The organism is Bathymodiolus platifrons methanotrophic gill symbiont, assembly GCF_002189065.1.
Lineage (GTDB): Bacteria > Pseudomonadota > Gammaproteobacteria > Methylococcales > Methylomonadaceae > Methyloprofundus.
This window is the reverse complement of sequence record NZ_BDMN01000103.1, coordinates 1-23,394: the sequence shown is the minus strand read 5'-3', so window position 1 is coordinate 23,394 and position 23,394 is coordinate 1. Positions and strand designations below refer to the sequence as shown.

Annotated in this window: 23 protein-coding genes and 1 pseudogene; 5 read left to right on the top strand and 19 right to left on the bottom strand. The window is 38.5% G+C overall.

What is annotated here, in order from left to right:
• Positions 1 to 29 precede the first annotated feature (29 nt).
• Together CDZ78_RS06500 and CDZ78_RS06495 are read left to right on the top strand one after the other, a co-directional pair.
• Positions 30 to 329, top strand: coding sequence for a PilZ domain-containing protein (locus CDZ78_RS06500; protein WP_087869276.1), 300 nt, complete (start codon positions 30 to 32; stop codon positions 327 to 329).
• A gap of 6 nt (positions 330 to 335) precedes the next feature.
• Positions 336 to 779, top strand: a complete 444-nt coding sequence (locus tag CDZ78_RS06495; RefSeq protein ID WP_087869275.1) for a DUF1249 domain-containing protein — start codon at positions 336 to 338, stop codon at positions 777 to 779.
• A gap of 156 nt (positions 780 to 935) precedes the next feature.
• On the opposite strand, the gene CDZ78_RS06490 is transcribed toward CDZ78_RS06495, so the two are convergent.
• The 4 genes from CDZ78_RS06490 to CDZ78_RS06475 form a co-directional block, all read right to left on the bottom strand.
• Positions 936 to 1,214 (bottom strand): acylphosphatase, encoded by a 279-nt coding sequence (locus CDZ78_RS06490; protein WP_087869274.1) that lies wholly within the window; start codon positions 1,212 to 1,214, stop codon positions 936 to 938.
• Positions 1,205 to 3,400: a bifunctional 23S rRNA (guanine(2069)-N(7))-methyltransferase RlmK/23S rRNA (guanine(2445)-N(2))-methyltransferase RlmL gene (gene rlmKL / locus CDZ78_RS06485; protein ID WP_087869273.1), complete on the bottom strand. Its 2,196-nt coding sequence runs from the start codon at positions 3,398 to 3,400 to the stop codon at positions 1,205 to 1,207. Before rlmKL ends, CDZ78_RS06490 begins: the two co-directional genes overlap by 10 nt.
• Positions 3,401 to 3,670: 270 nt before the next feature.
• On the bottom strand, positions 3,671 to 4,150 hold the full coding sequence (locus CDZ78_RS06480; protein WP_087869272.1) for an FKBP-type peptidyl-prolyl cis-trans isomerase: 480 nt from the start codon (positions 4,148 to 4,150) through the stop codon (positions 3,671 to 3,673).
• Positions 4,151 to 4,182: 32 nt separating this feature from the next.
• Complete coding sequence (locus CDZ78_RS06475; RefSeq protein WP_087869282.1) at positions 4,183 to 4,797, bottom strand: transglycosylase SLT domain-containing protein; 615 nt, start codon at positions 4,795 to 4,797, stop codon at positions 4,183 to 4,185.
• A 182-nt stretch (positions 4,798 to 4,979) separates the two neighbouring features.
• Between CDZ78_RS06475 and CDZ78_RS06470 the strand changes: the two genes are divergently transcribed.
• Positions 4,980 to 5,570 (top strand): PilZ domain-containing protein, encoded by a 591-nt coding sequence (locus CDZ78_RS06470; protein WP_087869271.1) that lies wholly within the window; start codon positions 4,980 to 4,982, stop codon positions 5,568 to 5,570.
• 52 nt (positions 5,571 to 5,622) lie between these two features.
• On the opposite strand, the gene CDZ78_RS06465 is transcribed toward CDZ78_RS06470, so the two are convergent.
• The 12 genes from CDZ78_RS06465 to CDZ78_RS06415 form a co-directional block, all read right to left on the bottom strand.
• Entirely contained in the window at positions 5,623 to 6,615 is a 993-nt protein-coding gene (locus CDZ78_RS06465; RefSeq protein WP_087869270.1) for a glycosyl transferase family protein, read from the bottom strand.
• A gap of 5 nt (positions 6,616 to 6,620) precedes the next feature.
• Positions 6,621 to 7,163 (bottom strand): response regulator transcription factor, encoded by a 543-nt coding sequence (locus CDZ78_RS06460; RefSeq protein ID WP_087869269.1) that lies wholly within the window; start codon positions 7,161 to 7,163, stop codon positions 6,621 to 6,623.
• Positions 7,164 to 7,175: 12 nt separating this feature from the next.
• Positions 7,176 to 8,510, bottom strand: coding sequence for an ATP-binding protein (locus tag CDZ78_RS21770; protein ID WP_147879307.1), 1,335 nt, complete (start codon positions 8,508 to 8,510; stop codon positions 7,176 to 7,178).
• Between the two features lie 4 nt (positions 8,511 to 8,514).
• Positions 8,515 to 10,062: a ubiquinone biosynthesis regulatory protein kinase UbiB gene (gene ubiB / locus CDZ78_RS21765; RefSeq protein ID WP_167374201.1), complete on the bottom strand. Its 1,548-nt coding sequence runs from the start codon at positions 10,060 to 10,062 to the stop codon at positions 8,515 to 8,517.
• 9 nt (positions 10,063 to 10,071) lie between these two features.
• The gene (locus CDZ78_RS06450) at positions 10,072 to 10,695 is read right to left on the bottom strand and encodes a ubiquinone biosynthesis accessory factor UbiJ (protein WP_087869268.1); all 624 of its coding nucleotides are present in this window, start codon (positions 10,693 to 10,695) and stop codon (positions 10,072 to 10,074) included.
• Positions 10,696 to 10,798: 103 nt separating this feature from the next.
• A complete protein-coding gene (ubiE, locus tag CDZ78_RS06445; RefSeq protein WP_087869267.1) occupies positions 10,799 to 11,545 on the bottom strand; it encodes a bifunctional demethylmenaquinone methyltransferase/2-methoxy-6-polyprenyl-1,4-benzoquinol methylase UbiE in 747 nt (248 codons plus the stop codon).
• Positions 11,546 to 11,697: 152 nt separating this feature from the next.
• Positions 11,698 to 12,087 (bottom strand): gamma-butyrobetaine hydroxylase family protein, encoded by a 390-nt coding sequence (locus tag CDZ78_RS06440; protein WP_087869266.1) that lies wholly within the window; start codon positions 12,085 to 12,087, stop codon positions 11,698 to 11,700.
• A 1-nt stretch (position 12,088) separates the two neighbouring features.
• Positions 12,089 to 13,405 carry an ATP-dependent protease ATPase subunit HslU gene (hslU, locus tag CDZ78_RS06435; protein WP_087869265.1) on the bottom strand — a complete coding sequence of 439 codons (1,317 nt, stop codon included), beginning with the start codon at positions 13,403 to 13,405 and terminating at the stop codon, positions 12,089 to 12,091.
• Positions 13,406 to 13,414: 9 nt separating this feature from the next.
• On the bottom strand, positions 13,415 to 13,963 hold the full coding sequence (gene hslV / locus CDZ78_RS06430) for an ATP-dependent protease subunit HslV (RefSeq protein WP_087869264.1): 549 nt from the start codon (positions 13,961 to 13,963) through the stop codon (positions 13,415 to 13,417).
• A gap of 1,017 nt (positions 13,964 to 14,980) precedes the next feature.
• Complete coding sequence (locus CDZ78_RS06425) at positions 14,981 to 15,778, bottom strand: cytochrome C assembly family protein (protein WP_087869263.1); 798 nt, start codon at positions 15,776 to 15,778, stop codon at positions 14,981 to 14,983.
• Between the two features lie 28 nt (positions 15,779 to 15,806).
• Positions 15,807 to 16,244: a D-aminoacyl-tRNA deacylase gene (dtd, locus tag CDZ78_RS06420; protein ID WP_087869262.1), complete on the bottom strand. Its 438-nt coding sequence runs from the start codon at positions 16,242 to 16,244 to the stop codon at positions 15,807 to 15,809.
• Between the two features lie 74 nt (positions 16,245 to 16,318).
• Entirely contained in the window at positions 16,319 to 17,257 is a 939-nt protein-coding gene (locus CDZ78_RS06415) for a ZIP family metal transporter (RefSeq protein ID WP_087869261.1), read from the bottom strand.
• Positions 17,258 to 17,899: 642 nt separating this feature from the next.
• Here CDZ78_RS06415 and CDZ78_RS06410 point away from each other — a divergent pair.
• A complete protein-coding gene (locus CDZ78_RS06410; protein ID WP_087869260.1) occupies positions 17,900 to 19,225 on the top strand; it encodes an N-acetylmuramoyl-L-alanine amidase in 1,326 nt (441 codons plus the stop codon).
• A 45-nt stretch (positions 19,226 to 19,270) separates the two neighbouring features.
• Here CDZ78_RS06410 and pyrF read toward each other — a convergent pair whose 3' ends face one another.
• The 3 genes from pyrF to CDZ78_RS06395 form a co-directional block, all read right to left on the bottom strand.
• Positions 19,271 to 19,993: an orotidine-5'-phosphate decarboxylase gene (gene pyrF / locus CDZ78_RS06405; protein ID WP_087869259.1), complete on the bottom strand. Its 723-nt coding sequence runs from the start codon at positions 19,991 to 19,993 to the stop codon at positions 19,271 to 19,273.
• A 131-nt stretch (positions 19,994 to 20,124) separates the two neighbouring features.
• Positions 20,125 to 21,246 carry an aminotransferase class V-fold PLP-dependent enzyme gene (locus CDZ78_RS06400; protein ID WP_087869258.1) on the bottom strand — a complete coding sequence of 374 codons (1,122 nt, stop codon included), beginning with the start codon at positions 21,244 to 21,246 and terminating at the stop codon, positions 20,125 to 20,127.
• A 375-nt stretch (positions 21,247 to 21,621) separates the two neighbouring features.
• Positions 21,622 to 22,251: a hypothetical protein gene (locus CDZ78_RS06395; protein WP_087869257.1), complete on the bottom strand. Its 630-nt coding sequence runs from the start codon at positions 22,249 to 22,251 to the stop codon at positions 21,622 to 21,624.
• 353 nt (positions 22,252 to 22,604) lie between these two features.
• Between CDZ78_RS06395 and trxC the strand changes: the two are divergent.
• A pseudogene (gene trxC / locus CDZ78_RS06390) lies at positions 22,605 to 23,040 on the top strand (thioredoxin TrxC).
• Positions 23,041 to 23,394: the final 354 nt, after the last annotated feature.

Below are 23,394 nucleotides of genomic sequence, written 5' to 3'. Positions count from 1 at the left end.
TATAAATCTACGTAGCACCGGAGTTAATTATGATAAATCAGACAGAATCCAGACAAGTTCAACGAGACCGGCTTTCTTGTGAAATAAGCTACAAATTTGTTGATTCAGAAAAGTCATATATAGGTGAATGTGTAAATATTAGTGGCGCTGGTATTTCATTCATGGGAGGACATAGGTTCGAGAGTGGTATCGCATTAGAATTAAGCATTTCAACCAGACTGCCATTATTAACCCCTCTAAAAGCTTATGTGGAAGTTATTCGTAGTAAAAAGATTGCAGCAGAAAGCTATGAAATTGCAACTGAAATAAAAGGCATTAGGGAGTATTAATTAAGAATGGCTAAAGTCTCCCCTCTTAATAAGTCATTCTGTTTACAGAATGTTTGTGAAAGCAATTATCATAAACTATTCAGTCTGATACCTAACCTCAGGGATATCGATGAATCCGCTCAGGGATTTTCTGATGGTAAACCAATGTTACATATGCAAATTCTAGAACAATCGCCTTATACAAAAACGATACAGTTAAGTCATTTATTTGCAAATGAAGCAGGTGTTTTATTAGAGCCAGCGGTAAAAATTCGAATGTACTTTGATGTCTGCATTGCGGAAGTTTTACGTGACTACAAGCGGGTTGAAGTTGCGACAGCAATCGAGGATATTGGCCTTAGTAAAGAGATTATGGATTATAAATGGCGACTTAATTATTTTCTGGACAAGTGGTTAGATCATTGCCTAAAAACTGATTATATTTTTGTTAGTGATGAAATAGCAGCTTAGAGATGCGGGTTAAATAATACCCGCAAACCTAATTCTAATGTAGTCCGTATTCCTCAAGCTCCATATGGGCTACACAAAGTTTCGGGTTTTGTTTTTTAACTTAGGAACGCATATCGAATTTTGCGTGTCTCCCCCTTATTGCAATTCTCAGTAATCCTAAAGAATTGTAAATTCTGTGTAGTCTGCAGCATCTTTTAACGGCTCAACTATCACTGCAGCAGTTACTTTTGCCGGTATTGGACCTTTATGACACCACTGGATGAACTGCTGCATCGCCTGTTGTTCACCTAAGGCAATTATCTCGACATCACCTGCTGATGTGTTTCTTACTGTTCCTTTTATAGCAAAGTGTTTCGCTTTTTTTAATGTAGATGCTCTAAAAAATACTCCTTGTACCCGTCCTTTGACGACTATCTTATTGCACTCTATGGGCATTTAATTTCCCAGCAATAATGAATTCTTGGTGTTCTGGAAAAATCATCAGGGATAGTTTGAGCCGTGATATCTGTTATTGTTAGATGCCCTAGTTGCTCGGTAACAAGCTTAAAGCGCCGAAAATTGGTAGAAAAATAGAGTATGCCACCAGCACTTAATAATTTTACTGCGTGATTAATTAATTCAATATGGTCATCCTGAATACTTAAATTGTCATCCATACGTTTGGAATTTGAAAAAGTCGGCGGGTCCAGAAAGATTAGATCATAAGACTTTTCAGGATCTGACTTATCCGCTTCCACTTTTAACCACTCGACACAATCAGCGCGAATAAAGCGGTTATTACTCAGGTTTTTATTTAATGCCATATTGCGCTGTGCCCAGTCTAAATAGGTTTTAGACATATCAACGGTAGTGGTTGAACTTGCCCCACCAATTGCGGCATGTACAGATGCGGTACCTGTGTAAGCAAAAAGATTTAAGAAATGTTTGTTTTTTGCCTGTTGCTGAATTTTTAAACGAATAGGGCGGTGATCCAGAAAAAGTCCAGTATCTAAATAGTCTTCGAAGTTAACAAGAAAAAAAGCGCCATGCTCTTCAACCGTTTCAAAAGTACCTAGATTTGCCAGTTTTTCATACTGCTCCATGCCTTTTTGTTTGCTACGGGTTTTTAAATAAATTTGTTCTTTAGGCAATGCGTAAATTCTAGCGATCTCATTAACTGCAGTACTTAAGCGTAACATGGCTTTTTCCTGGGAAATGGTTTTAGGTGCCTGGTACTCCTGCACATTAAGCCATGTTTTTTCACCTTGATAAACATCAATAGCGACTGCATATTCTGGTAAGTCGGCATCATAAACCCGATAACAGTGTATATCCTGGCGCTTAACCCACTTACTTATTTTTTTAATATTCTTTTTTAATCGATTGGCGAACATTTCTGCATTGGGATCAGCAACAGTATCTTCGGCCTTAATTTGTTCAATACGTTCTTGTTGCGATTTTGCTTTAGGAGTGAAAAAGTTTTTTTCTTCGATAGAAAAACGCAATAGTTTGCACTCTAAAGGACCATTAAATAAGGTGATCGGTTTTTGCGAACGTATCCCTAAGCGAAATCCAAGTTCAGGGTCGCTAATGATCATGGCCGCTTGCCAATGATTGAATTGTTTTTTTAATACTTGGCCAAATGTGCGATAAAGTTGAGCTGTTTCTTCGCTATTACCAAGCCGCTCACCATAAGGAGGGTTACAAACAAGTAATCCTTGCTGCCAGCTTTCGGCAACTGTTGCCTCGCTGATATCACGGCGTTCTACGTGAATTTTGCTTTGTAATCCGGCATTTTCAATATGTAATAAAGCGGCATTGATTGCTCTACGACTCTGATCAAATCCGACGATGGTAGGAATCTTTTCCAGACCTATTTGTTTGCGTTGAGTTGCTTCATCTACTAAAGACTGCCAAATCTGGGAGTCATGTTTTTTCCAGTGCAAAAAACCAAATTGTTTATGTTGTAGGCCTGGAGCATAATCCCCAGCAATCATTGCTGCTTCAACTAATAAAGTTCCGGAACCACACATTGGATCAATTAAACTACCACCTTGCTGAGCAATATCTAGCCATTGACTGCGGTATAGAATGGCAGCGGCCAGGTTTTCTTTAATGGGCGCAGTGATACTAATATCGCGATATCCACGACGGTGTAAGCTTTCGCCTGACAGGTCTAAACTGAGAGTTGCCTGTTCATTTTGTAAATAGACATTAATACGGATATTGGGTTGCGTGATATTGATGTCAGGACGTTTATTAAATTTCTTACGCATCTGATCGACGACAGCATCTTTTACTTTAATAGCACCAAAGTGGGTGTTATTAATTGCTTTGGAACCTTTGGTATTGAATGAAACGGCAAAACTATCATCAGGCCCCATATGCTCGAACCAGTTGATCTTGTAGATACCATCATATAAATCTTCCTGACTAGTCACCGTAAACGTAGCTAGTGATAATAAGACCCGGTTGGCAATTCTAGACCATAAACAGACACGATAAACTGTTTCTAATGGACCTTCAAAATAAGCGCCCGCTAGTGCCGCTTTTACATTTTTAGCACCTAGTTGTTTTAGTTCGGTTACCAGGATGTCTTCCATGGCTTTAGGTGTGGTGGCAAAAAATTTCAAATCGGTCATGGCTTTTTAGTTCGTGGAAATCAGTATACTGAAATGTGTATTTGCTGATTGATAACATCCCTATAAAGGATGTTATCAATGATAAAGTGGAGTGTATTAGCTGTTAAGGAACGATAATTCAATAACACCCGAGTCTAGCAGGTCTTTTGACTCCACAGTCGCACTAGAAAAACAGTTGCGTAGCTTGCTATGCGCCTGCTTTCCAATCACGACTGTGAAGCCAAAATCCTGTGCTATACTTTCGGGTGTTATTAAATCCTCGCTCCTAACTTATTGAATACTTAATAATTCGACATCAAATATAAGTGTTGCATTCGGACCAATAGCTGCACCGGCACCTTTTGCCCCATAGCCTAAATCAGGTTGAATAAAAAAACGATATTTAGCACCAATAGGCATTAGTTGCACACCTTCAGTCCATCCTGCAATCACTCTATTTAATGGGAAAGTGGCCGGTGTATTACGTTCATAAGAACTATCAAATACTTTTCCATCCAGTGTTGTGCCATGATAATGAACTGTGACATTTGAGCTGGCAGTCGGCTTTTCTCCTTCACCTGCTGTTAATACAATATATTGCAGGCCACTTTCGGTAGTTATAACACCTTCTTTGCCGGCATTTTCGGTTAGAAATGCTTCGCCTGCCTGTTTGTTATTGCCTGCAAGTTCTGGGTCTGGTCTGGTAAACATAAAATAACCTATTAATAATAAAATGAATATAACGAGAATAACGAGTTGGGTTTTACCCATGGGTAACTCCTTAAGATTGTAAGCTATGTATTTTACCAAAAAAACCAGCTAGAGCTTTCTAATTCTTCTCTACAAGAGTTTAGCTGTTGATTGTATTGCCTGGCTTGTCGCTCTACTTTTTTGGAAACTTTAAGTAACCAGGGCTTTTTTAAGTAGGATTTTCGCTTATAACCTGTATGCCCCTCATGGTATGCCAGGTACTGTTTGGCAGTGTCCCATTTTGAAATACCTAATCTTTTATAACTAACAGTGCAATACCAACCGACAAAATCACTGGCATCTTCAAAATCATCACGGTCGGCTACCCAACGGCCAGCCTCTTCAAGGTACCAGTCCCATGTCCCATCTTGAGCTTGTGGGTAGCCATAGGCCGAACTATTTCTGAACCAGGGGATAATTCCAAGAAGCCAGGGTCTAGGTGGCTGAGCGTCAGCAACAAATCGTGATTCCTGATGGATAATCGCCATTTGCACATGAACAGGAACACCCCATTTTTCATAGGTATCCTGAGTATAATCAAACCAGTCGTCTTTTTCCCGGAAGATCTCACAGATATTATGAGTATTTTTAGGTTGCGACGCAGTACAAGCCGTTAACAATAGTAAAAATAGTAGAGGCGTAAGTTTATAAAAACAGTGTTTTAGCATTTTAAACAGTGGCATGGACTGGGTAATGGTTTGTCTGCAAGGAAATTATAAGAATCTCTCAAAGAAGATTGTTTTTTGTTTAAAATAAACTATCTTATAATAGAGTACGAGAACAAGCTCGAAAGACAATAAATCCTAGAATAATACATTTCTTTGATGCAACTAATAAAAAATTAATAATAATGCCTAATTCCAGACAATACTATCGAAAAAATCTCTCGCTTAGTGGCTTGTTGTTTATTGGTGGCATAGAACATGAAATGAAGGTGAAAAATCTTTCAATTTCCGGGGTTTTGGTTTCTATTGATCCTTCTGATGATATAGTCGATGAGCGTGACGTTTTTTTGTTACTTAGGCAGTCAAGTTTAGTTGATATTTATATAGAAAAATTAAATTTAGCGGGTGAAGCCGAAATTGTTAGAGTGGATATGGAGGACCAGGGCATATTAATTGGTATGGAATTTAAACAGATTTCTTATGATGCAGAAAATTTGTTGTATAAAAGGAAGGCTTACCGAAAAAGTATGGCAGCACCCGGACAAATCCTTATCGCAGATAAATTTTACGATTTTATGACTCGGAATGTGTCAGTTGACGGCATAATGATTCGTATACCTGAACATGTTGCTGTGCAATTGAATATGGTCATTGAATATAAATTTGATAAGTTACATTTATATGGTGAAAGCAAAATTGTCTGGTTTGAACATGATAATGATGGCGGCACACTAATAGGAGATGGAATATCTGCATATGGAAAAACTAACGATTAAAGGTGTACCGCGTTTTTATCATCAATAATTATTGAATTCTCGTTCCTTAATACTAATAAGCGTTTTTATTGCGTGTCTGCCAGTACTCTGCGGCTAATTTTTGAGCACTTTCCTGTGACTCTGCCTTAGCTAGTAACTTTAAAGCAACAGCAGTTGTACCTATAATGCTAGCTTCAGCAAATTCATCATTGATTTCACCACGCCACAACTGAATAAGTTGCTTAGGTTCGAGTTTATCCGGCTTAATATGTCGTCTGGGAAATAAAGCAGGCCACGTTTCTTCAGATAATGTACCGTTATGTACGCTTTGCGCTAAACACTCCATATCCGGATTTCGTTCTGTTTCACCACCTTCACCTTTTATAACGGTCATATGCGCCTGCTGTAAAAGTAAAGCGGCTTCCTGATGCACTGGGCGGTAGCCTGGGTGAAAAATACCCTGAATACTATACGGTGCATTAAAAGGGTTAATTAAACGCACCAGAGTATGAACAGGTGAACGTAGCCCCATCAGACTACGTAAATGGATCATTCTATTTAGAGCAGGGCATAGTTGTTCTAAGGAAATATAAGCAAAGTTTCGTGCCTGCAACTGTTGTTCGGCTTGAGTAAATGAAGCAGCATTAGGCAAAGAAAATAGCGCTAGCATATCCTGGGCAAAGACTCGGTTTTCTGAGTGAGATGCCGAGCCATGCATTAATACCTTAATACCATTTTCTGCCAGCAACAGGCTGCTCAGTATGTACCACGGCAAATGCCTGCGCTTTCCTGCATATGCTGACCAGTCTAAATCAGCTATGTCAGTGCTAATTCTGGGTAATGTTTCACGCACTGCTAGTACAAATCCGGCGAGCTCTTCCGGGGTTTCTTCTTTTACCCGCATCAGCATCAGGAATGCACCCAACTGGATCTCTTCAACTTCGCCGGCCAGGATCATGCGCATCGCATGATAAGCTTCATCTTGAGTCAATGGGCGAGAGCCTTTTTTTCCTTTACCCAAAATTCTAATAAATTCAGCGAAAGGGTGTTCAGTAGTGTTGCTCATCAGAGTTATTCTCTTACCGGACGTTTATCCAGTTTTCTTTGTAAAGTACGGCGGTGCATATTTAGTGCTCTTGCTGCTGCTGAAATATTACCATCATGTTCCATCAGTATTTTCTGTAGGTGCTCCCACTCCAGGCGTTTAATAGATAGAGGGTTTGCATTAATTGCCACTGAACTATCCCCGGAATTTTTGTGCAGGGCATTCATAATCTCATCGGCATTGGCAGGTTTGGTAAGATAATGTCTAGCACCTAGCTTGATGGCTTCTACTGCAGTAGCAATGCTTGCAAAGCCAGTGAGCATGACAACTTGTGTATTATCATCAAGAGATATTAATTTTTGCACTAATTCCAGACCAGATTCATGCCCGATACGTAAATCAATAACAGCAAACTCAGGTTCGATTTCTTCAGCCAGGGTAAGCCCGCTTTTTACATCATGGGCAACCGAGACTGAAAACCCCCTTTTTTCTAATGCCGATTTAAGCACCAAACAATAAGTCAGGTCATCATCTACCAATAATAATTGTTCTTTATTTTGTTCCGACATAAAGTTTGTATATTAAGAGGGCGTTACCAGGGGTAATGAAATTGAAATGCATGCGCCACCTGTAGACGAATTATTAATATCAATTTTACCGCCTAAACGGGAGATTGTGGAATAAGTAAGGAATAAACCTACACCCAGCCCATGATTACTCTCATCAATAGGCATTTTTCCAATTTTATTCATCAATGCATCAGAGAACCCCGGGCCATAATCACGTATTTTTATAGCAATGCAGTGCTCGGTTTCACAGGGATCGATCATTAAGTCTATACCTTTTTCAATAGGCGTGACATCCGCAGCATTATTCAAGATATTAATCAGTGAATGAGTCAATGTGAGTTCAGCAAGGATACCATCATTTAATGGTGCATTGGGATCAATATGTAAATTTAATTTTACCTCGGGTTGTTGACTACGCCATTGATTAATTACATCATCCAGGTAATCGCTTAATATTGTAATATGCCCGGATTCCGCTCTTAATTCACCCGCTGAAGCTGACATAACTGATAATGCCTGTTTACAGCGGTTTATTTGATCCTGCATGATGTGTATCTTGTCATGCAATTCTGTATGTACTTCGGGGCTATAATCATCTTTCAGTTCGTGCATAATGATTGCCATGGTACCTAAGGGTGTCCCCATATCATGCGCAGCACTGGCAGCTAGTGTTCCTAAAGAGATAATGCGATCATCTTGTAACGATCTTTCGCGAGCCTCGGCTAATGTGCGTTCGCCTGCTTTAATTGTATTGGAAAGTTCAACGGCAAAGAAGGCAACTAAGCCAGCACTACAGACAAAGCCAAACCACATACCAAAGATATGGAAATTAAAGAATTCCTCTTCTTGCATAGTGTGCATTGCCGGAGATATGGCGGACATATGCATTAAATGAGGTTCAACCGTGGTTAATGTCGCATGAAAGGGGATTAAAAAGGTGTATAAAGTGGTTGTTAATATGACCGTATACCAGGTATAGGCATGCGGTAGGATAATGGCGGTAAGAATAACAGGGAGTAAAAAAATCCAGGTAAAGGGATTAGTTGCTCCCCCTGTTAAATATAAGAGAGCGGCAATAGCAAAAACATCTAATGCTAATTGTGAAAAAATCTCCATTTCCGTGACTGGCATATCCGTTTGCAGTCGCATCCAGGTGTACAAATTGACTGAGCCTATCGCAAGAATAGTCAGCCAGAGTGCATCTTGATGTAAAGGGATATGTAATATATCAATAGAAATTAATAAGAGTAGTGATTCACCACCTATCATCAGATTGCGTAGAATAAACAGCCATTGCAGATTTTCTTTTGCTGAAATTTCTGTTTTGGGAATAAAATTAACTAGCATTTTATTACCATAAGATAGCAGTACAGATCATCGCTGCACCAGCTAACAGAGTATAGATTGTGCTTCTTTGATTATCTTGCATTTGTTGGCGCATTTTTTCTAATTGTTGCGACTGTTGCGCAGCTCGTTCGCTAGTATGAGCTGCATCATCTAAAACCTGATAAAGCAAGGAAGGTATTTCAGGGAATTTTTCCGCTAATTCCGGGAACTTCTGCATCGCTTGTTTGATTTTCGTTTTAGGGCTTAAACGCTCCTTAAACCAGGCTTCTAAAAAAGGCTTGGCGGTTTGCCATAAATCCAGGTCAGGATATAACTGACGACCTAAACCTTCGATATTCAATAAAGTCTTTTGCAATAACACTAATTGCGGTTGAACTTCCATATCAAAGCGACGAGCAGTCTGGAATAAACGCAGCAATAAAAGACCGAAAGAAATATCTTTTAATGGCTTATCAAAGATAGGCTCACAGACACTACGAATGGCAGATTCAAATTCTTCGACTCGCGTATGGGCAGGAACCCAGCCTGAAGCGATATGCATTTCAGCAACACGACGATAATCCTGATTAAAAAAAGCCAGAAAGTTTTCTGCTAAATAACGTTGATCGGAAACGGATAAGGTACCAACAATACCAAAATCAACGGCGATATATTTGCCTGGCAATTCTACAAAGATATTGCCAGGATGCATGTCGGCATGAAAGAAATTATCTCTGAATACCTGAGTAAAAAACACTTCAACACCACGTTCGGCTAGAAGTTTAAAATCTGCATTATTTTCGCGTAATTCATCGATATTGCCCACGGGAATACCATAAATACGCTCCATGACTAAAACATTTTTGCGCGTAAATTCCCAATAAATTTCAGGAATATAGATAGCTTCTGAGTTTTCAAAATTACGCCGTAATTTTGCGGCATTACCAGCCTCTCTGATTAAATCTAATTCATCAAGTAAAGTTTTTTCAAATTCAGCAACAATTTCCTTGGCATGTAGGCGTTTAGCATCATCCCAGAATTTTTCGGCAAAATAAGCGAGCTCATACAATAAACCGATATCAGAATGTATCCATTTTTCAACATCAGGCCGCAGTACTTTTACTACAACTTCTTCACCTGTATGTAATACAGCTGTGTGTACCTGAGCAACCGAAGCTGAAGCGAGAGGACTGGGAGAGAACTCTGCGAAGGCTTTATCGATAGACATGCCTAACTGTTTTTCAATAACTTCTCGGGCTAGTTCATTTGAAAAAGGCGGAACTTTATCTTGCAGTTTGACTAGTTCGTCAGCAATATCATCAGGCAAAATATCTTTTCGGGTAGAAAGTGCCTGACCAAACTTAACGTAAATCGGGCCCAGGTCTTCCAACGTACGTCGAATACGTACACCACGTGCTGCAAAGTCCTTCTTGCGCCAGAAATTAGGTGAAAAAATGGCCAGAAAACGTAGCTGCCTGAATAAATGTGTTTTTAAAATCAGGTCATCAAGCCCATGGGTAATCAATACCCAGTTAATGTGTATCAGTCTTAATATCAGTTTGGGGTGTTTCACGTTGTATTCCTAAGTCAGCTGTTCTTTTAATTTAGAATCTAAACGGTTAAATCGTGCATTAAGTCGGTCAAAATCCTCGGTTAGAAGATCGACTTGTTGCGTCAGGATATTTACTTCAGGTGCGGGGGGCAGATCTTGAGTTTCATCTTGTAAAAATTCTTTGATATTAAGCTGTAGACTATTTAAGTTATCCTGATTCCAGTGATTGGCAGAACGGAAAAAGTTTCCAACTTTATGGGCGATAATATCCCCCGTGTAATGTGATAGTTGTTCTTCTAAATCAATATCCAGTTGCTCAAATAATTTCTGAAACTGGTGCCCTAAATTTAAGTCTCCCTCTATCAAAACCTCACCTGAGAAAAAAGAACGTGCCGGTGTCGAGCTCAAGCTCATTAAGCCAAAGGCAGGAAGGGAACCAGTCAGAGTGGTATCTATAGTTCCCTCATAATGGTCAATAACCTGGATATTCTGAGTTGCAGGACAAAGATACAAGGTTTCATTAAAAGGCTTAATGATGACGGCAATAACTTTACCTGAGAGTGGTTTTAGAAAAACAGCAATATCTTCATCCAGGCTAAGGTATTTATTGAGAGCAGTTTCAAATGCGCTTAAAAGCAGAGGTTTGATCGTCATATTATTGAGGGCAGGGGATGAGTTAGATAAATCAGAAAGCTAACACTTTATTGAGGACATCATAAGGCCGCCCATAAAATGGGCGAGCCGTCCGTATGTTCCATTAAAACTTATAGCCTCTATGTACTGCAACAATACCCTGTGACATATTAAAATATTCACAACGCTCAAGACCTGCTTCTTGCATCATTTCCTTTAATTTGTCTTGCTTAGGGTGCATGCGAATTGATTCCGCTAAATAACGGTAACTTTCTTCATCTTTAGCAATCAGTTTACCAATTTTTGGTAATAGCTTGAATGAATAAAAATCATAGACCTTTTCGGTGATCTTATCAGTTGGATGTGAGAATTCTAAAACAATCACTCGGCCACCTGGTTTTAACACGCGATACATTGAGCGTAGTGCAGCATCTTTGTCGGTCACATTACGTAAACCAAAGGCGATACATACACAATCAAAGCTATTATCTTCAAAAGGCAGGCATTCAGCATTAACCTGAGCATAGGTGACATCGGTCAGCCCGCGATCAATTAAGCGATCACGCCCAGTACGCAGCATTTCAGAATTAATATCAGCTAAAACGATTTTTCCATTTTTACCAACACGTTTTGAGAAAAGTGTTGTTAAATCCCCCGTACCACCGGCTAAATCAAGAACTTGTTCGCCTTCGCGTACATTACTTAATTGTACCGCGACACGTTTCCAGATACGGTGTATTCCGAGTGACATTAAATCATTCATAACGTCGTATTGACTGGCAACAGAGTCAAAAACCCCGCGCACTAAATTAACTTTATCTTTTTCGTCGACTTGCTTAAAGCCAAAGTGGGTAGTGTTATCAGTTGTCATAAGTTTATCTTAAAATATAAAGGGCAGGTTGTTTCCTGCCTGAGATCACTGAAAAATAGAGAGGTAGGATTTAGCGTACAAAGTAAAACGATTTGTGCAGGCTAAAGTATATTTCCCTAATTACATATAATAAATACTGATAGGCAATCAGTTTAATTCTTTGCAGTTTCTATGCGTGTATATCCAGCATTTTTTAATTCATTCAGATAGCCAGACCAGATTAGATCGTATTCATTACCAAGCTTATAAAGTAGCTCCCAGGTATAGATACCACTATTATGGCCATCACTAAAGTCTGGTGCAATACCATAATTACCAATAGGTCTTATTGATTCAATGGCGACCAGCTCTTTTCCTGTTTGTAAAACTTCTTGTCCGGGAGCATGCCCTAAAGCTTCAGCCGATGGCGTAAAAACACGTAGATATTCACAAGGGAGGTGAAATGCCTGACCATTGTCAAAACTCACTTCAAGAATACGTGAAATTTTATGTAATTTAATTTCGGTAGGACGAGTATCAATCTCTTCTGCTGAAATGCGCATATTATAATATATAGCGGCTTAAATCTTCATCCTGAACAAATTCAGAAAGATACTGGTTAACATAGTCCGCGTCGATAACAATATTTTTATCGACTAAATCCGGAGCATCAAAAGACACTGACTCCAGTAAACGTTCTAAAATAGTGTGTAAACGCCGGGCACCAATATTTTCAGTTTTCTCGTTCACTTCCCAGCCTAATTCAGCAATACGTTGAATACCGTCCTCTGTAAAGCTAAGTTGCACGCCTTCAGTTGCAAGTAATGCCTGGTATTGCTCAGTTAAAGAAGCATCAGGTTCGGTAAGAATACGAATAAAGTCTGCACTTGTCAGGGCATCTAGTTCCACTCGAATAGGAAAGCGTCCCTGTAGCTCAGGAATTAAATCGGAGGGTTTAGTTAAGTGAAAAGCACCAGATGCAATAAATAAAATATGATCAGTTTTGATCATGCCATATTTAGTGCTAACCGTGCTTCCTTCAACTAAAGGGAGTAAATCTCTTTGTACGCCTTCACGGGAAACATCGCCGCCTTGTTCGGAACGTTTACAAACCTTATCGATTTCATCCAGAAAAACAATGCCTTGTTGCTCAACCGCGTCGACTGCTGATAACTTAATCTCATCTTCATTGACTAATTTAGCAGCATGCTCCTCAGTTAACAATTTAAGAGCGTCCTTAACAGGTAATTTACGGTCATTGGTTTTTTGACTACCCAGGTTCTGGAACATGCCCTGTAATTGATTCGTCATCTCTTCCATGCCAGGAGGAGCCATGATTTCAACACCGATACGCGAGGCCTGTACTTCAATTTCAATTTCTTTGTTATCAAAATCACCTTCACGTAATTTTTTACGCATTTTTTGGCGCGTACTTGCTTCAGTATCGGATAACATACCCCCATCGGCACGTGGTAATAAAATATCCAGAACTTCTTCTTCAGCTGCATCCATTGCACGATTCTGTACCGATTCCATCTCAGTTTCGCGGGTCATTTTATAGGCCGTTTCAGCTAAATCTCGTATGATTGATTCGACATCACGCCCAACATAACCTACTTCAGTAAATTTAGTGGCTTCAATTTTAATAAAAGGTGCATTGGCAAGACGTGCAAGTCGGCGTGCTATCTCAGTCTTTCCTACCCCGGTAGGGCCAATCATTAGAATGTTCTTAGGGGTGATTTCTTCGCGCATAAGGCCATCAACCTGAGCACGACGCCAGCGGTTACGCAATGCGATAGCGACGGAACGTTTTGCACTTGCCTGACCGATAATATGTTTATCTAATTCGTGTGCAATTTCTTTAGGGGTCATCTGTGTCATTTTTATTTCTTAGTCCTTCGGTTCGGCGTCAAGCTCTTCAATACGTAAATTGTGGTTGGTATAAATACAAATATCAGCCGCAATATGGAGTGATTTTTCGACAATTTCCCGAGCACTTAAATCTGAATTTTCCAGTAATGCAAGAGCAGCTGATTGAGCAAAAGGACCACCTGAGCCAATAGCAATTAGATCATGTTCTGGCTCGATCACATCACCGTTACCTGAAATAATTAATGAGGTTTTACTGTCGGCAATAGAAAGTAAAGCTTCCAGTTTGCGTAAAGCACGTTCAGTACGCCAATCTTTAGCCATTTCAACGGCTGCACGAGTAAGATTACCGTGATGTTTTTCCAGTTTGCCTTCAAAATGCTCAAACAATGTAAAAGCATCGGCAGTTGCACCGGCAAATCCAGCAATCACTTGGCCATGATGTAAACGACGTACTTTACGCGCATTACCTTTCATCACAGTATTACCTAAAGTAACCTGGCCATCACCACCGATAACGACTTTGTTGCCACGGCGCACAGAAAGAATTGTTGTACCTCTAAAATCCACTTATAACTTACCTGTTTAATATAAAATAAATGGCTCAATTTTACATGGTTAGTGCCTGTCTTGATAGACTTAAAATTGAAATATAGAAAAACTAATAGCGTAACGCATAACATGGGTCCCTTTAGGTTTTCTCTCAGCCCCAACGTTCGGTTGTAAATAAGTAATCTTGTCTCCAATTTGATACCAATTGCTCTACTCCATTTAATAAGGCTATTAGGGAAGGGGGGCTTAGGGAAATGGAAAAATTAAATCATCCAAAATTAGACGACTAATTCAACGCGGAACAAGCTTTGTGTAGGGTATACATCGCATACTTATAGGCTTTCAGGTAAATAATTTTTATACATTCTGGGCAGTCAGATTATTGAATCTAGCTTATTTCCGTCTCCCTTAGTGTAAATTATTTACTGTTAAAAATGCCTTCAACACTGATTGTTCGAACAAAAGTATCATTCATATACTTTAAAGTAGTAGTCATTGAACATAGATAGGTTCAATTAGCTAAATTCTGATTGTTGATTCGTTTTGAGTAAAAAAAATTTTATTATTTTTTTATCGGTGTAGTTCTCGAGATTTGGGATACGGGAATGATGATAATTTGGCCGGTTTTTAAAAAAAACAATGAAGTTAAAATCATTAAACAATCAATTGTTACAATCCTGGCAGATTTGCAGCGGATTTTGACAGACTGGCAATGATCCATATCGAACCTTGGTGAGAACTTCATTTTTTACATTGTTTTAAAATGTGAAAAAATAGCGTCAATTGATTATGGAGAAGTCGAATAAATTAACAGGCAGAAATCAGCCAGTGTCTATTTGGATTTTTGGATTTAGTAAATGTGATAGGAAAGACCGGGTCTTGATTTTTCGTTATCAAGGGCAGTGAAAGTACAACGCCAGTATATAATCACCTGGCGTTTGCACTTTTCACTCAATATTAAATGTGTCCTAGATTTATCAACGGCAGCTTGATTCTAAGTTCACTCCATAACGCGTTATTTATAGGGAGTACAATTTAAAACTTATTTAAAATTAGCTCTAACACCAGCTTACTGCCAAAATAAGCTAATAATAAAGACAAAAATCCATACAGGGTCCAGCGTATCGCTGTTTTTCCTCGCCAGCCGTAGCGTTCTCTACCTATTAATAAGCCGCTAAAGATAATCCAGGCCACAATGGATAGTATGGTCTTGTGCGCCAGGTGCTGTGCAAATAAATCATCTATAAAGATAAAACCACTGAGTAAAGAGGCACTTAAAAACAACAGCCCAGTGCTGATCATTTGAAATAGCAAGGATTCCATTGCTTGCAATGGCGGGAAGGCAAGCATTAAACGGCCGGGGTTATGATTTTTAAGCTGATTGTTTTGTACGGCGAGTAACAGTGCATGAAAAGCTGCAATGGTAAGTAGGCTAAAGGCAATAATGGAACTAAGGATATGCGCATTCATTGCAAAAGAAAAATCCTGAGTTGTTTTTACTGGACTGGGGTAAACCAAATCAAGTATTAGCATAAGCGCAGCAATAGGGAAAAGTGCGATCCCTAGCTTTTCTACGGGTTTGGAAAAAGACGCAAACAATAGTAAGAAAGCAATAATTAAGGAAATGATTGAGGCAGTATGAAAAAAACTAAAATCTATTCCCTGTTCTTGCCAGGTGCTTAGTGAGAGAGATAGAAGGTGGGTGAAAGAAGCAAGCCATGCAAGGGCTAATGCTAGTTTCTTTAAGCAGTTTTCTTTAATATCTTTGATTAAAGTGATACTACTAGCAAAATAAAAACAAATCGCTAAAACTTCAAGTAAAAATAAGTTCATATGGTTTATCAATTAAATAGCTTCAATTTTAAACTTTAAGAGTAAAGGTAACAGGACCATCATTGGTCAATGATACCTGCATATCTGCGCCAAACTCTCCCGTTTCTATAAGAGGATAATTCTGTTTCGCATAACTGACAAAATAATTAAACAAAACTTCACCTTTTTCCGGAGTTGCTGCGGGCGTAAAGCTCGGACGGTTCCCTGAATTAGTATCTGCAGCCAGGGTAAATTGGGGTACCAGCAATAATCCACCCTGAATGCTTTGTAAATTTAAATTCATACGACCCGGATCATCAGGAAAAATCCTGTAATTTATAATTCGCTCAAATAAACGTTGCGCAGATTTTTCTGAGTCCTGCCTTTCAATAGCGACTAATGCCATAATGCCAGAGTCAATTGTTCCTACCTGCTGGCCTGCAATACAGACTTGAGCCTGAGTAACACGTTGAATAATAGTAATCATTATAAGAGTTTACAAGGGCGTGGCTTTAGCCCGCTAGTAAAATTGGCGGGCTAAAGCCACGCCCTACGGAGTAATTATCCCAATAAACTTTCTAAAGCCATCATAATAATAAAGCCAAACATTAGGGCAAAAGTTGCAATGCGAGACCGTCCATTAGAATGAGTTTCCGGAATAATTTCCTCTGAGATTACAAACAGCATTGCACCAGCGGCAAAGCCCATTGCAAAAGGTAGTACGGAAGAAAAAACCGAAACCATAGTAATACCCAATAGGCCACCGACAGGCTCGACTAAGCCAGTTAGTGTTGCAATTCCAACCGCTTTCCATTTGTTATAGCCTAAAGCAACTAAAGGCAAGGCAACGGCTAAGCCTTCGGGGATATTTTGTAAGGCAATGGCAATCGCTAAGACAATACCCTTATGCATATCGCCAGTACCAAAACTGACTCCGACGGACATGCCTTCTGGAAAATTATGAATAGTAATGGCGAAAATAAAAAGCCAGATTTTTTGTAAAGATTCAGTGTGAGCGCCTGGATCTTCATTAAAATGAATATGTGGTAATTTATTGTCAGCTAAATGTAGAAAAAATGCACCGAATAACATACCTACAGCAACCACCCAGAGTCCTTTGTCGGGCCATAGTTCATTACCATATTCAATCATCCCTGGAAGTAGTAGGAAAAAGGATGTTGCCGCTAGGATAACACCCGCGGCTCCACCCAGTAAGCCATTGAATAAGTTATTTGAAACCTGTTTAAAGAAAGCGGCGGGTAAAGCCCCAAGCCCTGTTGCTAAACCTGCTAAAACACTAGCAAATAAGCCAATTGCAGCTATTCTGCCAAAGAACAGGTATAAGCTGCCAAAAACAATAATCTGGGAGACTAAAAAAAGTCCAGCGTAGGTAAGCCAGCGTTGATTTTTAGGGAGTGCTTGTAATTTTTGATAATATGCACATGAATTCAGTTGTGCCTGGCATTTATCAATAAAAATTGTAGAATTGAAAGCGCTCATTATTTCCTCATGTTATCTTAATATGATTAATCCTAGAAAAATCAGTTGAACACGAATTTATAGTGCAAGGCATTGCTTTTACAGTGCTTTAAAAAAACTTAGCTTCACCCATAGGTTAAGCGGGAGTTTTTGAAGTGCTGTGGAATCAAAGGCTTGTGCTAGAAACCGTGAGTAACTGATATTTCTAGGTTAATAGATAGGCACAGAGTATAACATCAACAAAGGTTGAAAATCTGTTGTTAACCAGTCTTTGGCACACGACTCTCAATTATTTAAAATCACCGGTAAATGATAAAAATTATTTTTTGGATTAGCTTTCTATTATCGTTTGCACGGTTTAGCTATTGTTGGTGACAGGAGGCCCAGAATGTTGTGAGGTAGCATGGCGCGCCTGATTTCTGGGTGATTATTATTTTCCACCTCCCTAAGAAAGTAGTTACGATACTCACCGCAGGTTTTTATAATTAAAAGCTCCACAAGAACCTCAGTGATTTCAAGCGCAGTTGCTAACAGCATCCTCTTAAAGAGAGCCTGACACTGATATATTATGTAACTAGTAAAAATAATTTAATTTTCTACATGAAAAAACAATCACCTACTGCTATAATCTAACTAAGATTGTAAACTCTTTAAGGAGGAGGTATGAGGAAATTAAGTATTTTATTTATTCTGGTAATTTTAAGTATCTCAGCCAGTTTCGCAGCACAGACAAAAATTAAAAGCTTACGCATTAGCTCTACTGGAGACAACACACGTCTAGTCTTTGATGTGTCATCAATACCCCAGCATAAGATTTTTCAACTAAAAAATCCTAATCGTTTAGTGATAGATTTTTCTAATGCTTATTTAGAAAAAAGTCTGAGTCAGCCTAATAAAAGTCATCCATTATTAACAGGTTTACGCACTGCACATCGAAATAAAAAAGATTTACGGGTTGTCATTGATTTGCAGGCTAACGTTAAACCTAAAAGCTTTGTTTTACAGGCTAATAAGAAATATGGGCCAAGAATAGTTGTAGATTTACCGGTAAAAAACAAGACATTTGTAACAAAAAAAACCACCTATAAAAGTACAAAAACGTTTAAAACAGCAATACGCTCTAGCAAACCATTTATTGTTGCTGTTGATGCGGGACACGGTGGTAAAGACTCAGGTGCTCGTGGTAAACGCGGTACTCTGGAAAAAAAGGTAGTCTTTCAAATTGCGACTAAGCTTGCTGCATTGATTAATAAACAGCCTGGAATGAAAGCCATTATGGTGCGTAAAGGGGATTATTATGTTAGCTTGCGCCAGCGTATGAAAATTGCCAGAAAAGCGAATGCTGATTTATTTGTTTCCATCCATGCAGATGCATTCACTAAGTCAAATGTTACTGGGGCATCAGTATTCACCTTGTCACGTCGAGGTGCAACAAGCGAAGCAGCTCGCTGGCTGGCAAAACAAGAGAATGCAGCCGATTTAATAGGTGGAGTAAGCCTGGATGATAAGGATGATATTTTAGCTTCTGTTTTATTAGATTTATCACAGACGGCTTCTCAGGATATTAGTCAACTGGTTGCCAATGAAGTACTAAAGAATTTTGCTCGTATTGGTGACTTGCATTCCCATAAAGTGCAAAAAGCAGGATTTATGGTTTTGAAATCTCCTGATATCCCATCTATTTTGGTTGAGACTGCATTTATATCGAATCCAAAAGAAGAGAGACGATTAAAAAGTAGTAAATATCAAATGAAAATGGCGCAGGCGATTAAAAAAGGCATTATGTCTTATGCGAAAAATCATTCTGTTGCATTAAATGCTTCATTAGTAACTGATGAGTCAGCTCATAGAATCTCTAGAGGCGAGACTTTATTAGGCATTGCCTTACAGTATGGTATTACATTGGATAAACTAAAGCGTGCTAATACAATCTCAAGAAGCAATAATATTAGGGTAGGGCAGGTATTATCTATTCCTGTAGGTATATAAGACTTTTTTAGGTGATTTCTGTCAAAGAATATCACCTTATTAAACCTAAAATTGAGATGCGATTTGTGCCTGAATTTTCTCTGCCATTGCCTTGCTATCTTCTGCATCACGAATAGGGCGGCCAATGACAATATAATCTGCACCATTCTGAAAAGCCTGCTCTACAGTGACAACACGTTTTTGATCATCTTCAACACGATTATCGACAGGGCGGACTCCCGGCGTAATTACCAATAATTTATGATCCAGATTTTCGCGTAGCTTTGGTACTTCTAAACCAGAAGATACAATTCCGTCACAACCTATAGCTAACGCTCGTTTAGCACGCGACAGAACAAGCTCTTGTACATCACATTGAAAGCCCAAATCATCCAGGTCACCTCGATCTAAACTAGTCAAAGCCGTTACAGCAAGTACTTTCAAATCACCTTTCTCTTTTGCAGCTGCTTGCATAATCGAATCATTCCCATGAATGGTTGCCATATCCACGCCTTTACTACTTAAAGCTTTAATAGCACGACCCACTGTGGCTGGGATGTCAAAAAACTTTAAATCGACAAATATTTTTTTATTCCTGGATTTTAACCATTCGATAAAAGCGAAATAATCGCCTGACATGAATAATTCCATACCCACTTTATAAAAAACGACTGAATCTCCTAACTCCTCAACTAATGCCTGTGCTTGAGCTATGCTAGGAAAATCCAGAGCCATAATCAGTCGTTCATTAGTCGGGATAGCTTTAGTAGAAATATTGTGTTGAGTCATAGGCTTATTAAGAGAGTATTGTTAACTGAGTAATTGTAACAGGGACTTTAACGTATATTTTTTTACAGTTAAAAGCGCTCTTACAAAAAAGGTATACGTTTATAGTAGGGAACTTACAAAAAGTTCTGGTTTTATGTCTGTGGTATTAAAGCAATAGCTTTATCTAATTCTTCTGTTGAGTTATAAAAATGTGCAGAAAAACGAATTCCTTCACCGCGCATGGCACAAACCACGTGGTTTTTCTGTAGATGTGCATACAAAGCTTCTTTAGTCATCTTGCTATGCTTAAATAACACAATACCTGACTGCAAATGCCTTGCTTCTGATGTCAATAATTGTAAACAGGGATGTGATTTTATGGCATTTATTAAATAATTAGCATTGGCTAACACTTTCTGTTCAACTGTTTCCATACCAATCTCTAATAACAAGGATAAACTAGTAGAAAAGGCATGAATACCCAACATATTAGGACTGCCACATTCGAATCGTTGTGCTGTAGGGTGGATATCCCAGGGTTTATTTTCGTAATTATGCGTGCTTTTCATCATGTGCCAGCCATATTGAGTCAACTTTAATTTTTCTCGTGCTGCAGGGCTGGTGTAAAACACACCTAAGCCTTCCGGGCCAAACATCCATTTATGACCATCCGCCATAACAAAATCAGCCTGACACTTTTGTACATCAAATTGAACGGCACCAAGGCTTTGAATAGCATCAATACAAAATAGAAGATTTTTATCTTTACAGAACTGGCCAATTTTATCTATATCTAGACGTATGCCGCTAGCAAACTGAATTGAGCTGATGGTGATTAAGCGGGTCTGCTTATCTACTAATGCAAATAGGGCTTCTTCAGGTGAATGATTACTCGATAAATCAGCTTCACGAAATTCAACACCTTTATCAGCTAAAGATTGCCATACAATTCGGTTAGATGGGAATTCCTCATTACTGGAGACAATATTATCACCAGCTTGCCAATTCAAGCCATACGCGACAAATGATAAGGCTTCAGAGGTATTTTTAACCAAGGCTATATCAGCAACACTAGGTGCATTTAACAAAGCTTGTAACTGTGTTCGTAATTCAGTTTCTTTTTTAAGCCAGTCTAAATAAAAAGATGATCCATAAAGGGTATTTTGTTGTGCAAATTGGCTAACAGCAATACTAGTTCGTTTTGGCCAAGGAGCAACAGCGGCATGATTTAGATAAATGAGTTCTTTAGATAATGGGAATTCTGGGTGTCTCATATATAGTGTTGATTGGTGATTTTCATTTTGCTCCAGATTTGAATCGTTATTTCATGATTGTTCAAATAAGAGCAAGTTATCTAACTAAATGCTCGTGGAACTCACGGAGTACTGTTTTTACATAAGCAGTGCATTAAGTATATTTTAGCATCCTTATTACAACATTGAGAATTCCATTAACGCCACAAAAACTAGTAATAACTAGCCAATGCTATTAAGCTCTCAATACAAAACCAGAGAGTTTGTTAGCCGCAAAGCTTCACAAGGTTGTTGTAAAAACCCATACGACTACATTACAGCATAATCACACCAAAGCTTATGTAACTCAACGGTGTGGAAAATATCAGGCCACGCCGTTATTTTGTATAGACTCCATTATGCGAGGGTTTTATTTGATTGAATTTCTTTCTTAGCATTTCCTAGGAGCTTTTCCATTCTTTCTACATCTCCTTGCCTATAGTTTATATTAATTTTTCCGTAATCTTTTCCATTCTGAATAGCTTCTTTCAGAAAGTAGCTAGTTGGATTGAAATTGCGAATCCTTTCGAGATAACTTATATTTTCTGCGGCAATTATTTTTATAATAGATAATTCAGATTCTGCTAAATTCATAATATCCATTCTAAGAACAACAATTTGTTCAATAATCGCACTTTTAAGTCTATCTGATTTTTGTTCTTCACTTTTATTAATAAACTCTCTTTTTAAATGGTTTAGTAGGTCTAAACTAGATCTACATAATTCACTTAAACTGATGTATTTTTCATATGGGTATGAATTTTTAGGATCTAACTCAATTAAATCCCTTACAAAATCAGAATGTGTTTTGGGTACATTGAAAGCCTGTATTCTGATTTTGTTATTTTTAGTAGCATCAGCTAAAAATCTTAATGATGTAAGTGATCCAACTAAATCTGATGATTCCTCTTTTATCACTCGCCAAAGAAATTCTTGTCTTATCTTTTTTTTCTGATTATTAGAATAAAGGGTTTTTATCCAGAACATTGATAATGAACCAGCAATTGGGAAAAAAGTTTGAATGAGTCTAACCAGGTAAAATAGTCCATTGAATTATTTCTCTTTTTTTAGAAGTGCGTGTATGTGACACCCGTAATTTGTTCGAACTTCCATACTTTTAAATTAGTCAGAAGCTGTACTTTGTAAAATATTATCTTCGGTTCAAGCGTATCACACTCCAGAGCTTCATAAAGTTGTTGTAAGAAACCTGTACGAGTGTATCATCGAGCTGACGGGCTGCACAATTATGGTTACTATAGCACTTCGCATAACGTATATTATGTTAAATTGAATAGTTATCGACATACTCCAGAGCCAGCTTTAATTATTAGAGGATTTTTATGAATGAATCAGTTCATATTGTTTGCCCTGCTTGTTCAGCTATTAATCGAATACCCAGAATTCGACTTGGTGATGGAGCAAAATGTGGCAAGTGTCACGTAGCTCTTTTTTCTAATTTACCTATAGATTTAAACTCAAATAATTTTCAACAACATATCAATCGTAATGATATTCCTGTATTGGTTGATTTCTGGGCACCTTGGTGTGGTCCTTGTAAAACTATGGCTCCAGCCTTTTAAACAGGCAGCCTCTCAATTGGAACCTAAGGTTCGACTGGCAAAACTTAATACTGAAACAGAACAGACTATTGCAGCCCAGTATGGAATTAGAAGTATTCCAACCCTGGTGTTATTTCGCAATGGTCAGGAATTAGCAAGACAAGCTGGCGCAATGGGAACTAAAGATATTGTGCATTGGGTCCAAAGTAATATATAAGCCATAACTCTAGAAAATAAGTTAGGAGCTAGCTAGAGACACATGCGTACTGAGTTTTATAGGTTCAAGAGCAATAATTTACGCATTGTCATAATTCCATGTATATTAACGTGCTAATATCATGGCAATTAAAATTGAGTGCCTTTCTGTTTCTCGTGCACACTACGCTGATTTAGAAAGCGGACATAAATCTAAAACAAATCCTATTAAGTAAACATGACAGCAATCCCTCTACATTTTGTAGTTGCCCGACAGTCTGACTGCTATAAAATTCTTATCTAAGCTAAATAAAAAAGTTGATTTTGAAATAGCCTCACAACAATACACATTAAAAACTTTTGAGGGGAGTCGCTA